The organism is Fretibacterium sp. (assembly GCF_057312375.1).
Genome location: NZ_DBHLDX010000024.1, coordinates 1 through 13,570, shown reverse-complemented (window position 1 = coordinate 13,570; position 13,570 = coordinate 1). Strand labels below are relative to the sequence as shown.

The following is a 13,570-nucleotide window of genomic DNA, read 5'->3' as shown; positions in this document are numbered from 1 at the left end:
ATGATATCATGAACGATGTGGACGGACGGCGGGCAAGGAACGCCGTCTGCCCAGGAGGTCCTGTCCAGGACCTCCTGTCGGGGTGCCGTCCGCCCTCTTCCGCCGCAGGTGGCCTGATCGAGGAAGGGGACGGGGGAAGTCTGCGGGAGCTCAAGGAGGTCTTTTCTAAAATGTCGATCTATCTGAACAACGCCGCTACCACCTGGCCGAAACCCGCCCCCGTCGGCGAAGCCATGGCCGCCTTCCTTGCCCGCGGCGGGGCGAACCTGGCCCGGGGCACGTCCTCCGCCCGGGACATGGAAACGCTGAACTCCGTGCTGGACTGCCGCATTCGGGTCGCCTCCCTGCTGGGCGGCTGGGAGGATGCGGACCCCCGGTACGTCACCTTCTGCGCCAACGTGACCGAGGCACTGAACTTCGTCCTGCGGGGCTTCCTGCGGCCGGGGATGAAGGTCGTCGCTTCCTCCATGGAGCACAACGCCGTCATGCGGCCTCTCAGGGCTCTTGAAGAGCGGGGCGTCCTGCTGACGCTCCTGCCCTCGGACCGCGAGGGGCGGCTGGACCCGGAGGACCTGCGGCGGCTCCTGAGGTTTGAACGGTTCGACCTGATGGTGATGGCCCACGCCAGCAACGTCTGCGGAACGATTCAGCCCCTGGATGAGGTGGCGGCGATCTGCCGTGAGGCGGAGCTGCCGCTGGTGTTGGACACGGCCCAGACGGCGGGGGTACTGCCCCTGGACGCGGCGAAGCTGGGGCTCGCCGCGCTGTGCTTCACGGGGCACAAGGGGCTGATGGGCCCCCAGGGCGTCGGCGGCGTGGTGTGGAGGCCGGACTTCGCCCGGAGGGTGGAGCCCATCGTCACGGGGGGGACGGGGAGCTACTCGCACCTGGAAACTCAGCCGGAGGAGCTGCCGGACCGCTTCGAGTCCGGGACCCCCAACCTGCCCGGCATCGCGGGGCTCCACGCCGCGCTGGGGTGGCTGGAGGCGGAGGGCGTCCAGGCCGTCGAGGCCCGCGAGCGGGAGCTGGGGCGGCGCTTCCTGGAGCGCCTCTCGAAGCAGGAGGGCGTCCTGCTCAGCGGAAAGCAGGGCATGGAGGGGCGGCTTCCCGTCTTCTCGATCAACGTCCGGGGGTTGGACAACGGAGTCCTGGCGGATGAGCTGTCCCGCATGGGGTTTGAAACCCGTCCGGGACTGCACTGCGCGCCGGAGGCCCACCGGTCCCTCGGCACGTTCCCCCAGGGGAGCCTTCGGGTTTCGCCGGGGTACTTCAACGCGCCTCAGGACGTCGACGACTTCTTCAGCGCGCTGTCGGAGGCGGTGAAGGCGCTTGGAGGGATCAAGGCACATGTACCTGCGTGAGCTGACGGTCCTGCCGTCCGACGCCTCCTGCCACGGGCGACTGAAGCTCCACAGCCTGCTGGACTACCTGCAGGACACGGCGAGCCTGGCGGTGAGGGAGCTGGAGGGGACCTCCTCGGAGCTCCTGGCGCGGGGCTACGCCTGGGTGCTGCTGCGCTACGAGGTGGAGGTTCTGGCGCCGCTTCCGGCCCTGGACGAGCGCTTCGTGGTGGGGACCTTTCACGACGTGGAGCACGGCTACAACACCCTCCGGGTCTTCAACGTGGACCGGCCGGACGGGACGCCTCTGGCCTGGGCCAAGACCTCCTGGCTCCTGCTGGACCTGGCGTCGGGGCGACCCGTGCGCCCGAAGGCTCACCTGCCCAGGATCGACGAGCGCTACACGGGCCCCATCGACCCGGACTTTCCGGACATCCCGACCCCCGACTCGGACGCGCCCTGCACCGAAGTCCTTTGGCCCGTCCGCTTTCACGACCTGGACGTCAACGCCCACGTGAACAACGCGGCCTACTTCGAGTGGATATTCGAGGCCACGCCCATCGACTTGATGGAGTTCGAGCCCAGGGGGATATCGGCCTCCTTCCGGTCCGGGATCCGCTGGGGCGGCCGTCCCCGCATCCACATCGCGCCCCTGCCGGAGCGGGGAAGCGTGCGGTCCTTCGTCTACCGCATCACGGACGACGAGCGTCCGGGCGAGAAGCCCATGACCCTGTTCTCCTGCAGCTGGGAGCCCTGTCGGTCATGAACATCGTCATCGTTGGAGCGGGCGAGGTGGGGCGCAGCATCGCGGCCACCCTGTCCGCGGACGGACACAACGTCAACCTGGTGGAGCAGGACGTGGAGAAGGCCAAGCGCGCGGAGGACGAGCTGGACGTGCGCGTCATTCGGGGCAACGGGGCCAGGCCCCAGGTGCTCTGGGACGCGGGCGTGCGGGAGGAGGACTGCGCCGCGGACATCCTGGTGGCCTGCACGGACCGGGACGAGGTGAACATGCTGTCCTGTTGGATTGCCCACAGTGCCGGGGTCCGGAACGTCATCGCCAGGGCACGGGGGCTTGAGTTCACGGACTCCCCCACCTGGGGGCAGAAGCTCGGCATCGACATGATGATCTCGCCCGAACGGTCCGTGGCGCGGGAGATCCTGGAGCTCCTGACGGTGAGCTCCGCCACCCGCACGGCGGAGCTTCTGAACGGACAGGCGGCCATCTACGCCTTTCGCGTCGCCGAGGACTCCCCGCTGGCGGGAAAGTCCCTGAAGGACATCCGCATCGCCTACAAAGACCTCGTCGCTATCGTGGTGTGCGTGGAGCGCCCCGACGGGGAGAGCTTCGTCCCCGACGGTGACACGGTGCTGGCCGCTCAGGACCTGTGCTACGTGGTTTCTTACAAGGAAACGGTCTACATGCTGGAGGAGCTCTTTCAGCGAAAGAACTCCCGGCCCCTGCGCCGGGTCTTCATCGTCGGGGGCGGAAAGATCGGGTGCCAACTGATCCAGAGGATTCACGAGGCGTACCGGCACGCGGAGATCCGTATCCTGGACGTCAACGAGGAGCGCTGCAGGAGGCTGTCCGACGAGCTGGGGGACAAGAACACCCTATTCCTCCACGAGGACGGCATCCAGAGGGAGGTCTTGCAGGAGGAGGGCATCGAGGAGGCGGACGGGTACGTCTGCGTCACGGACTCCGACGAAGTGAACCTGGTCTACGCCGCCATGGCGAAGGCCATGGGCGTCCGCAAGAGCATCGCGGTGGTGCGCCGCCACCTCTACCGCGACATGCCGAAGTACATGCCCGTCGACGCCGTGGTGGACCTGAACGAGGCGCTGTCCTCCACGATCCTTCGTACGATTCGCTACCCCGGCCACGCCCGGGCCCTCTCCATCATCGAGAAGATCGACGCGGAGATGCTGGAGGTGGTGCTGCCGGCGAAGCACAGCCGGGCGGGGATCCCCCTCTCGGACCTGGGGCTGCCCAAGGGCGTCCTGGTGGCGCTCCTGGGCAGGGGGAACCGGGTCTTCGTCCCCATGGGTTCGACGAAGCTGGAGCCCGGCGACCACCTCATCCTCTTCGCCTCGACGGCCCTGATGCGCGAGGCCGTGGAGCTCTTCGGGGAGGAGCAACCGTGACGCGGGCACCGGCAGGAGGCCTTCACCGATGAAGGTGGGGATCGTCCTCCGCGTCCTCTCCTTCATCTGCGCGATCGTTTCCCTGTTCATGCTCCCCCCGCTCCTCCTGGCCCTCCTGGACGGCAAGGGAGACGCCGCCGCCTTCGCCCTCTCCCTCGGCGTCGGAATCCTGCTGAGCCTGGGCCTCTTCCTGGCCGGTCGGCGCTGGCGGCCCGGCCCGCTTGGGGACACCCTGGGCATCCGTGAGGCCGTGGGCGTCGTGGGCTTCGCCTGGGTGATCGCCTCGGCGGTGGGGGCGCTGCCCTACTGGCAGTTTGGCGCGGCGCCCCGCTACGTCGACGCCTTCTTTGAAACCATGTCGGGCTTTACCACCACGGGGGCCACGGTGCTGGCCGACGTGGAGGCCCTCCCCAGGGGCATCCTGCTCTGGCGCGGGCTGACCCACTGGCTTGGGGGCATGGGGATCATCGTCCTGAGCCTCGCGATCCTGCCCTTCCTGGGCGTGGGGGGCATGGAGCTCTACAAGGCGGAGGTGCCCGGCCCCACGCCGGAGAAGCTGACCCCGCGCCTCCACCAGACCGCCCTGCTCCTGTGGGGGGTCTACCTCGCGCTGACGCTCGCCGAAACCCTCCTGCTGATGCTGGGGGGTATGAGCCTCTTCGAGGCGGTGGTCCATTCCTTTGCCACCATCGCCACGGGGGGCTTCTCCACGCGGAACGCCTCGATTGCCGCCTTCCGCAGCCCCTACGTCGAGTGGGTGATCACCGCCTTCATGTTCGCATCGGGCGTCAACTTCTCGCTCTACTTCCTGCTCTTCGCGAGGCGCTTTCGAGCAGTCCTGGGCGACGAGGAGCTGCGCTGGTACGCCGCCATCGTCGCGGCCTCCGCCCTGGCCATCGCCCTCTGCCTCCTCCGCCGCGGCGACTTCTCCGGGGTCGAGCCCGCGCTGCGCGCCTCCTTCTTCCACGTGGTGAGCCTGATCACCACCACGGGGTTCGTCACCGAAAACTACGACCTGTGGCCCGAGTTCGCCCGGTTCCTGCTCCTGATCCTGATGGTGGTGGGGGCCTGTGCCGGGTCCACGGGGGGCGGGTGCAAGGTCGTGCGCTTTCTGGTCCTGCGCCGTCAGGTCCAGGCGGAAACCCTGCGCCTGCTGCACCCCAGGGCGACGGTCACGGCGCGGATGAACGGGCGGGCCATCGGCCCTGACGTCATGGACTCCGCCTCGGCCTTCCTGGTCCTCTACCTCCTCATCATGACTTCGGCCACGCTCGCGATCACCGCCTTCGGTCACCCGAAGCTCGACGTGATGTCGGCCTTCTCCGGGGTGGTGGCCTGCCTCAGCAACGTGGGGCCGGGGCTGGGCGCCCTGGGGCCCGTGGAGAACTTCGCCTGGCTGCCCGCGGGCGTCAAGTGGGTCCTCTCCTTCTGCATGTTGGCGGGACGGCTTGAGCTCTTCGCCGTGTTCCTTCTCTTCCTGCCGGGGTCGTGGAGACGGTGAGGCGCCGGACGGGAGGTGAGCGAGGTACCGAGCGGTTTTGGCGAAAATCCGTCAGCGTTCCCTAAGCATTCGGCACGTTCCTGCCCCGCCTGAGGTCTGGTAAAATACCACACTGAGTGCATTCCGACGGAGGTCGATTTCTGGAAGACTTCGTCCGGAGCCTGTCGACCCCTGGCTCCTGCGGAGGGTGAACGTCAGGTGAAGACAACGATGACGCCTTCAAAAGCGTTAAAAGGACTGAAAACTTATGGAGTATGATCCCCATCTGCCAGAGGCGGAGGCCCCGTTCTCTACCGAGGAGGCCGCCCCTCAGGGCCCGAAACAGAAAAAGCTGAAGCTGTCGAAGGTCCCCCCTCAGACCGGGAAGGGGACGCCAGGGGACGGCCGCGTCCCGAAGCGCCTTCAGGCGGCCTCCTTCTTCTGTGGCGCGGCCGTCATGGTGCTGGAGCTCACCGGCTCCCGCCTGGTGGCGCCGTTCCTCGGCACGTCGCTGGTCGTCTGGACAGCGCTGATCGGCGTGATCATGACGAGCCTCTGCGTCGGAAACTGGCTGGGCGGCTGCCTGGCGGACCGGCGTCCGGAGGCCCGTCTGCTGGGCCGCATCCTCCTCCTGGCCGCCGCGATCCTGGGGGCGACGGCCTTCGCCAGCAACGCGATCCTCACCGCTCTCCTCCGGCTCTCCCTCAACCTCTACCTGACATCCGTTGCGGCCGCCCTCGTGATCTTCACCCCGACGACCCTGCTCCTGGGCATGACGTCACCCTTCATCGCGCGCCTGGCCCTGCGCGACGTGGCCTCGTCGGGCGGCACGGTGGGGCGCCTCTCGGCCCTGAACGCGGCGGGGAGCATCCTGGGGACCTTCCTGGGCGGCTTCGTCCTGATCTCCCTCCTTCCCTCCGGGGTCATCCTGATGGGCCTCGCCAGCGCCCTTGCAGCGCTCTCCATGCTGCTCTACGCCGCCTCCTGGCGGGGCGTCCTCCTGACGGCGGCCTGCCTGGGCTGCGGCGCCTGGGCCTCCAGGGTGTACGGGCTGCCCATGACGCCCGTGGGCGTCCAGATCGACACAGCCTACAACCACATCTCCATCGTGGAGAGCCTCATGCTGCGCAACAACAACCGGCGCGTCCGCATCATGATGACGGACCCGGACGGGGCGCAGTCCCTGATGTACCCGGACAGCCCCGCGGAGCTGGTGAGCGACTACACCAAGTTCTACGACCTGGCCTTCCACTACAAGCCGGACGCGAAGCGGATCCTGATGCTGGGCGGGGGCGGCTACTGCGTGCCGCGTCACGTCCTGGCGGAGCGCAACGTTTCCATCGACGTGGTGGAGCTGGACCCCGGCGTCACGGAGGCGGCGCGGCGCTACTTCGACCTGCAGGACAGCCCGAACCTCAGGATATTTCACGAGGACGCCCGCTCCTTCCTGAACCGCATGGCGCAGGACCCGGAGGGGCAAGGGACCTACGACGCGGTCTTCATGGACGTCTTCGGCTCCTGGTACTCCATCCCCTTTCACATGACCACCGTGGAGGCCGCGCAGCGGATCCGCGCCCTGATGGCGCCGGACGGCGTCCTCATCACCAACGTCATCGCCGCGCTCTCGGGCCGGCGCAGCGGCGTGTTCCAGGGGATCTACGCGGCCTTCTCCCAGGCCTTCCCCCGGATGCTGATCTTCCCGGCCTCCGCTCCGGGGCCGGAGAGCGCGGAGGCTCTGCAGAACCTCATGCTGATGGCCCTCTGTTCGAGCGACCCCGCGGTCCCTCCGGCCCCCGACGCGGGCGTCCTGCCCCTCCTGGCCCACCAGTGGCTGGACCCCTTCGTCCCGGAGGTCCCCGCCTTCACCGACGCCTTTGCCCCGGTGGAGCGCTACGCGCTGGCGCAGTAGGCGTGCGGACTCGGAGGTCCTGCCCGCAGCGAGGTCGCCCCTTGGGGCGCCGCTTTTGTTTTTGAATTTCGTTTGTGAAGGAAGGTTGTGTTCTCCTTGACGGATTCTCGGATGAAGTCCTCCAACAGGGCGGACCAGGCGAAGGTCGGCCCCGGCGCGGCCAGGAGGCCGATGCCCCTCGTCCCCGCGCCGATCCTGGTCCCGCTCTGGATCGTCGCTCTTGTCCTGCCCAACCTGGTCTACTCCGGCGTGCGGTTCGCCGACACGCTGCACATCATGAAGTGGGCCGTGGCGGGGTTCCCCGTCGCTCTTGCCCTCCTGGCGGCGGGCTGGCGCCTCGTCCGGAATGGGGGGGACCGCCTGACGCTGCGGGTGGACCTCTTCGGGTCGATCTGGGCCCTGATGTTGGTCTACTGCGCCCTCATGCCGCTTTGGACCCCCATCTCCTCCGCGACGGGGATGCTCCACGAGCTCGTCTGCCTGGCGGCGGTGTGGGCCTTTTACGTGCTGAGCGTCGATTCCTTCCCCAACGGGAGCCTGCGGCCGATCCTTTGGCTGGCCAACGTCAACGGAGCGATCAACGTCCTGTTCGCGGAGCTGCAGATTCGGAAGTTGAACGGCCTTGACTTCCTTGCGGGGACACCTCTGGCGGGCCTGCAGTCCCTGAGCTCCGTCATCCTGCCGACGCCGGGCAACTACATCGGGAACACCGCCCAGCAGAACATGTTTGGCCTCTGGATGGCCGTCTGCGTCATGAGCTCCGTCTACCTTTTCATCGCCTACGCCGTGGACGAGGAGGGCCGGAGGAGGCCCCTGTGGCTGACGGTCCTGAACCTGCTCCTGATGGGCGTCAACGTCTGGGGCCTGTGGAACAGCACCAGCCGGTCCGGAATCTTCTCCCTGTTCGCCGGACTCCTCGTGCTGGGCCTCGTGACCGTGGCCCGCTTCGGCCGGGCCTACGCCCTGCGCCTCGGACTGGCGCTCTTGCTCTTTATCGCCGTGCTGGGCGGCTCCATGGCGGTCAACCGCGCGCGGAGCAGCGACCTCATCGCCAAGACGGGGGACATGGTCCAGAACGCCTGGACCGTCGGCGGCCGCATCGGCATCTGGACCACCTCGAAGGCCATGTTCCGAGAGCACCCGGGGGGCGTGGGCATCGGGCAGTTCAAGTGGCACTACCTGGAGGCTCAGCGGGAGGCCTTCAAGACCAACCACGAGCCCTGGTACCAGTGGCAGTACACCCACTGGGCTCACAACGAGTTCCTGCAGTGGTTCTGCGAGGCGGGCGTCCTGGGGGGCGTCCTGCTCCTCGCGATGTTCGGCCTGTGGGGCGTCGCCGTCGTGACGCACCTCCTGAAGGGCCGGCACCTGCCCCGGGAGGCCATCTGGGCCTGTGCGCTCGTCACCCTCATCGCCTTCAACGCCCTCTGGACCCGCCCCTTCCACCGGATCGAGAACATCCTGTGGATGGCGCTGGCCTTCGCCATCACGAACCGGGAGGTCCTGACGGGGAGCCTGGGCTGGTCCGCGGCCCTGGCGAAGCGGGCGTCGCGGCTGATGGGAGCCCTCTTCTTCGTCGCCGCCGTCGCCGGGTCGGCCTACCTCCTGAGCGGCATCGAGGGGAACCTCCTGCTGCGGAGGGCGCTCAACACCTCCAACGCCGTCCTGCAGCGGGGCTGGCTGGAGAGGGCCGCCGCCCACCCCATCGTCCGGGAGGACGCCATCAAGAACCTGGGGTACCACTACCTCCAGGTGGGGGACCAGGCGGGCGACTTCAACGCCCTGAGTCGCGGCTTCAGCCTTCTGCTGGATCACTTCCGCCGCGAGCCCCACTCCGAGGACATGAGCCAGCTCCTGCATTGGGCCCAGCGCTTCCAGGCCCAGGACGTGCTGAGGGAGCTGGCGAGCTACCTCAAGCCGGGGACCTTCCAGTTGGTGCCCCAGCCGGGCATGACGGACCGCCTGGGCCGCTCCGTCGACGCCCTGGTCCTGGTGCCGCTCCAGCAGTCGGGTGGGATGACCTACGAGGGGGCCGAAGTGTCGCGCCAGTCCATGGACGCCCCAGCCTCCGAGTGACGGAGCGCCCCATGCGCCGAACCGGCTTCACGCTCATCGAGGTCATGATCGCGGTGATGCTGACGGGGATGGTGACGGCCCTGGCCCTTGCGCCCGTCATCGTCACGGTTCGGCGCGTCGTGGAGCTTCAGCAGGACTACTCCGACGCCTCCGCCCTCTCCCGCGCTCTGGCCTTCATCGGGCGTGACGCCGCGGCCGCGCTGCGGGCGGCTCCGGTCCCGATCATCGTGAAGGACGGCAGGGTGTTGGGAGGGGGGGACGACGACGTCCTGATCGTGATGAGCGCCTCCCCCGCGAGGCAGGACGTGGCGGCGGGCAGCCTGGTCTACCGGGTCGAACGGGGCAGCCCGATGCGTCAGGACCTCCTGCCGGGGCTCTACCGCTGGGTGCTGTCGGGGAAGCTGCCGACCGAGGTGGACCCCGACAAGTTGAGAGGTGAGGAGGGGCAGCTCGTCCTTCCGGGGGTGACGGGCTTCCGCGTCGAGGTCCCCGTGGATGGGGAGGAGCGCCGCAAGGAGTACAAGGGCCCCCTCCCCGCCGGGCTCTTCATCGCCCTGACTCGGGGGACGGGGAAGGAGGAGGAGAGCGCTGAGGACTTCGCCATGTTCCCGTAGGCGGCGCGGCTTCGTGCTGGTGTCCGTGTTGATGCTGGGCACGCTTCTGATCGCCTGCGCCACGGCCTTCGCCTGGTTCGTCCGCCTCCAGGTGCGCAGCGTCCTCCAGGAGCGGACGGCCCTGACGAATCGCAGCATGGCTCAGGTGCTCGCGGACTCCGTCATCAACGCCATCGCCGAGGTCAGCGGCCGGATGGACGCCGACAGCCCCCGTCAGCAGTGGTTCAAGCCGTTCCTCTTCCCGGCCGACGGGCTGGGGCTGTGGGCTGTGCAGGTGAGGCCGCTGGACGACAAATTCCCCATCCGCAAGCTCTTCCTGCCGGACGGCAACACCGTGAGGCAGGAGCTGCGGGGCCCGTGGGAGGACCTGTGGGACGCGCTGGGGCACCGGGAGCTGGCCACGCCGATGCTGGACTTTCTGGATCGGAACGACAGGGGGCGGGTCGGCGGCGTCGAGCGGAAGGAGTTCATCAACCGCCCGCCCTTGGACCTCTCGGAGCTCCTGCTGCTGAAGGAGCTCACGCCGGAGGTCCTCCGGGGCGGGAACGGCAGGCCGGGCCTGAGCGACTTCTGCACGCTCTGGAGCGACGGGAAGATCAACCTCAACTCGGCCCCCCTCCCCGTCCTGCGCCTCCTGCCGGGGCTCGACGGCGGACAGGCGGAGCGGGTCGAGGCCTACCGGAGGGAGCACGTCCTGAGGAGTCTGCAGGACGTGCAGTCCATCCCCGGACTCACGGCCCGGACGGCCACGCGACTGACGAACCTGGCCGCCTTCAAGAGCCGCTACTTCGCCCTGCGCGTCGAGTTCGTCGACGAGTCGCCGGGAGGGACCTCGTTCAACATCATCTTTGACCGGACGGAGAAGAAGGTCGTCCGCTGGGAGGAGTCATGAGAGTGCGTTCGCTTTTCAAGAGAGGGGCCGTTTCCGAGTCCGTCAGGTTCCGGCGTCTGTCCGGCGGGGAGCTGCTGCCGCTGTCCTCCGCGTCGGGGGCGCGTCGGGGCGCCCTGGAGGTGACGCTGGTCCCCATGCGGTCCCTGGCCCTGGCCCCCTTCTCCTTCCCCTTCGCCAACCTCGCCAAGGTGCGGGAGGCGCTTCGGCTTCAGGTCGTGCCCTATGCCGCAGCGGGGGAGATCGAGCTGTTCCCCGTCGTCATGGAGCGGGCCGGCCGAGGGGTGTCGGGGTCGGTGTGGTACCTCTCCCCCTCGGAGCTGAACCTCCCCCTCGACGGGGGCCGGTCGCTGGTCTGGCCCGCGCCGCTGCCCCTGGCCGCGCGGGTGCAGGGGACCGGGGTCGCCCTGTGGGCGGACGAGGAGAACCTCTGCTCGATCCTGTGGCAGGACTGGAAGCCAGCCCTCACCCGCTGGACGTCGCGGGACCGATCCTCCCCGGAGGCGGAGCTGGCCTGGTTCGACCGCTGCTGCGCTGCCCGCAAGCTGGAGAGGGGCGCGTCCTTCGTCCTCGACGCGCGGGACCCCGGTGCCGCTGCGACGCTGGAGGACTCCGCGCGGGAGACCCTGCCCCACTGCCCCTGGCTCCGGACGCTCAACCTCTCCCGCAGGGCGCTGGAGGGGGCCATGGGCCTCGAACGGGACGTCCGGCTCATGACCCGCGCCGCCTGTTGGATCCTCCTGATGGGGGCCTTGACGCTGGCGGGGAGCGTCCTGCGCTGGCGACAGGCCCTGTCCCGGGTCGATGGAGCCCGCCTGAGGTCCGAGGACCTGTACCGCCAGGCCTTTGACCCGACGCACACGGGGCGCATCTCGAACCCCGTTGCCCTGGCGCGGGACCGGATCGCCGAGCTTCAGGGCGGCACGGAGGGGCGCGAGCTGGGGAGCGTGCTGGCGGACCTGGGCGCCGTCTTCGCGGAGAACCCCAGCATGGATGTCAAGGTGGACGTCCTGCGCTATAATGCGGAGGGACTGGACTGCACGGGATCGGCCCCGGACATGAGCACGGTGCTGGCCTTCCGCAAGGCCTGGGAGGGGCGGGCCGCGCTTTCGCAGCTGGACAACACGCAGAGCGTATCGGGCGTGGGGTATCGCTTTGACCTCCGCGTCCGCTGGCAGCCTCTGGGAGGCGGGGAATGACGATGAACTTTGACGGGACGATCAACAACGCGCGGGCTGTCCTTCGGGGCGAGGCTCCGGGGTCGGTGCGCTTTCTGGCCGTCGCCCTCCTGGCGCTGGGGGTCTGGACAGCGGTGAGCTGGGTGTCGGGGTGGACCACCGAGGCCTCCGCCGCGCTGGCGACCCAGGAGGGGCGTCTGCGGACCCTCTCCATGCTGGCGGAGGAGTACCGCCGCATGGCGCCCGCCGGAGGGGCGGGCGCGTCGGAGGGGGCCGTGGATGTCCCCACGGTGTTCGCCCAGGTCTCCGAGCGGATGGAGCTGGGCAGCCGCGTGAACCGCATCTCGCCGGACGGAAAGAATCAGTCCGTGGAGATCAACCGGCTCCACGCGGAGGAGTTGGTGGAGCTGAACCAGCAGCTGGCGGTGCGGGGCGTGCACTTCCTCTCTGCGGAGGTACGGGCGCTGCCCGCTGGGGACAAACAGCTCCTGTCGGTCTCCGCGATCATCGGCCCCGTCAAGGGGGACGCCGGACGATGAGGCGGCTGGCGACGCGTCTCCTGAAGGCGCTTCTGTTTCTGGTCGCCTTCGTGGCCGCGCTCTGGACCTTCCTGCCCTGGCGCGAGGCGGGCGTGGCCTCCCTGACCCTGGCTGGGGACGTGCTGGAGCGGCACGGCATGAGACTGGCCTTCTCGGACGTGGAGGCGGCGGGAGGGGGCTTTACGGTCAACGGGCTTGCCGTGAGCGGCTTCACGACCTTTTCGTTCAGGTCCCTCACCCTGCGCCCTCAGCTGATGGCGAGCCTGCTGAGCCTGGCGCCGGTCTGCGAGGCGGACTTCACCGGGGGCGAGATGACGATGGGTCAGGCGATGAACTTCGGGGACGGCGGCTTCCTGCTGACGGCGGGCCGGGACGGTGTGCTGTTGGAGCAGCTGCGAACGGACGGGGACTTCGCGATTTCGGGCTTCGTGGCGCTGGACCCGGGCCGCATGAAGATATCGAGGGCCGAGGCTGCGATCTCCGTGCCTCAGTCCTTTGAGGGCAACATGGAAACGCTGCAGGGCTTCCTGCCCCTGGTTCGCGAGGGGAGCGGCTGGGTCCTGCGCCGCGCTCCGTCGGAAGGGGGCGCGGCGCAATGAGGGGCGAGCTGGTGTCCTCCCTCAGGGGAAGGCTCTCCCGCCTCCGGGATCGGACGCGCCGGGAGGCTGCGGCTCCGCGCGGTGCTGAGGGAGGGCGCGTCTATGCGGCGTGGCTCTGGCTCCTGCCCGTCCTGCTGGGGCTGACGCTGGGCTGGTTCGCCGACGCCTGCCTCGAAACGCTCCTGGGGCGCTTCGGCACGGGGCGCGCCGTGGACCGGTCCGCCCTGCCTGCGGAGGCGGAGAGGGCGTCCTCCGTCGGTGCCGGCATGGAGGAGTTCCTGACGGCCAACCCCTTCCGCGTTTCGCCGATGGAGGCGAGCCTCCCGACAGCCCGGAGCGCGGACGTGGAGGTCACCGGCTCCCTGGCGACGGCTGTGCTACGGGGGACCCTGCCGAACGTGGGGGCCTGGATCGAGGACAAGGGCAAGGTGCGCCTGGTGCTGATGGGGACCAGCTTTGATGTCTACACGCTGGCGAAGGTCACCTACCGGGAGGCCGTCTTCGTCAAGGAGGACGAGGTGGTGGTGCGGGAGCTGCGCTACAGCGAGCCCGGTTCGGAGCGGGGTGCGTTCTCCACCCCCACAGCGGAGGCCCGGCCCGTGGGCATCCCGGAGGGCAGCGTGACGCCCGCCAGGCCGGGGGAGCAGGACGGGGAGGTCCCGAGCGAACTCGTGACCAGCCTGGTGCAGAACCCCTTCGACGAGTTGAAGAAGATCCGCCTGCGCCCCAACGACGGAGGAAACGGCCTCGAGATCCAGTGGATCCAGGACGACAGCATCCTGAAGCAGCTGGGCGTGCAGA

General features: G+C 68.9%; 12 protein-coding genes. All 12 read left to right on the top strand.

Going from position 1 to position 13,570, the window contains the following annotated elements; genetic code table 11:
- Nucleotides 1-8: 8 nt before the first annotated feature.
- The gene (locus ACO41U_RS05385; protein WP_485942210.1) at nt 9-1,361 is read left to right on the top strand and encodes an aminotransferase class V-fold PLP-dependent enzyme; all 1,353 of its coding nucleotides are present in this window, start codon (nt 9-11) and stop codon (nt 1,359-1,361) included.
- Nucleotides 1,348-2,106, top strand: a complete 759-nt coding sequence (locus ACO41U_RS05380) for an acyl-[acyl-carrier-protein] thioesterase (RefSeq protein ID WP_298781227.1) — start codon at nt 1,348-1,350, stop codon at nt 2,104-2,106. Before ACO41U_RS05385 ends, ACO41U_RS05380 begins: the two co-directional genes overlap by 14 nt.
- Nucleotides 2,103-3,485, top strand: a complete 1,383-nt coding sequence (gene trkA / locus ACO41U_RS05375; RefSeq protein ID WP_298781229.1) for a Trk system potassium transporter TrkA — start codon at nt 2,103-2,105, stop codon at nt 3,483-3,485. Before ACO41U_RS05380 ends, trkA begins: the two co-directional genes overlap by 4 nt.
- 28 nt (nt 3,486-3,513) lie before the next feature.
- Complete coding sequence (locus tag ACO41U_RS05370) at nt 3,514-4,986, top strand: TrkH family potassium uptake protein (protein WP_485942207.1); 1,473 nt, start codon at nt 3,514-3,516, stop codon at nt 4,984-4,986.
- A 247-nt stretch (nt 4,987-5,233) separates the two neighbouring features.
- Nucleotides 5,234-6,874 carry a fused MFS/spermidine synthase gene (locus ACO41U_RS05365; protein WP_485942205.1) on the top strand — a complete coding sequence of 547 codons (1,641 nt, stop codon included), beginning with the start codon at nt 5,234-5,236 and terminating at the stop codon, nt 6,872-6,874.
- Nucleotides 6,875-6,970: 96 nt separating this feature from the next.
- Nucleotides 6,971-8,950 carry an O-antigen ligase family protein gene (locus ACO41U_RS05360; protein ID WP_485942203.1) on the top strand — a complete coding sequence of 660 codons (1,980 nt, stop codon included), beginning with the start codon at nt 6,971-6,973 and terminating at the stop codon, nt 8,948-8,950.
- On the top strand, nt 8,947-9,564 hold the full coding sequence (locus ACO41U_RS05355; protein ID WP_485942201.1) for a PulJ/GspJ family protein: 618 nt from the start codon (nt 8,947-8,949) through the stop codon (nt 9,562-9,564). The genes ACO41U_RS05360 and ACO41U_RS05355 overlap by 4 nt, the downstream gene beginning before the upstream one ends.
- 13 nt (nt 9,565-9,577) lie before the next feature.
- Nucleotides 9,578-10,456 carry a helix-hairpin-helix domain-containing protein gene (locus ACO41U_RS05350; protein WP_298781243.1) on the top strand — a complete coding sequence of 293 codons (879 nt, stop codon included), beginning with the start codon at nt 9,578-9,580 and terminating at the stop codon, nt 10,454-10,456.
- Nucleotides 10,457-10,458: 2 nt separating this feature from the next.
- Entirely contained in the window at nt 10,459-11,652 is a 1,194-nt protein-coding gene (gene gspL, locus ACO41U_RS05345; RefSeq protein ID WP_485942199.1) for a type II secretion system protein GspL, read from the top strand.
- On the top strand, nt 11,649-12,170 hold the full coding sequence (locus tag ACO41U_RS05340; protein ID WP_485942197.1) for a hypothetical protein: 522 nt from the start codon (nt 11,649-11,651) through the stop codon (nt 12,168-12,170). The genes gspL and ACO41U_RS05340 overlap by 4 nt, the downstream gene beginning before the upstream one ends.
- Nucleotides 12,167-12,769 carry a hypothetical protein gene (locus ACO41U_RS05335; protein ID WP_485942195.1) on the top strand — a complete coding sequence of 201 codons (603 nt, stop codon included), beginning with the start codon at nt 12,167-12,169 and terminating at the stop codon, nt 12,767-12,769. The genes ACO41U_RS05340 and ACO41U_RS05335 overlap by 4 nt, the downstream gene beginning before the upstream one ends.
- Nucleotides 12,766-13,570, top strand: an 805-nt coding sequence (locus ACO41U_RS05330) for a hypothetical protein (RefSeq protein ID WP_485942193.1), incomplete at its 3' end; no start/stop codon positions are given. The genes ACO41U_RS05335 and ACO41U_RS05330, both read left to right, overlap by 4 nt.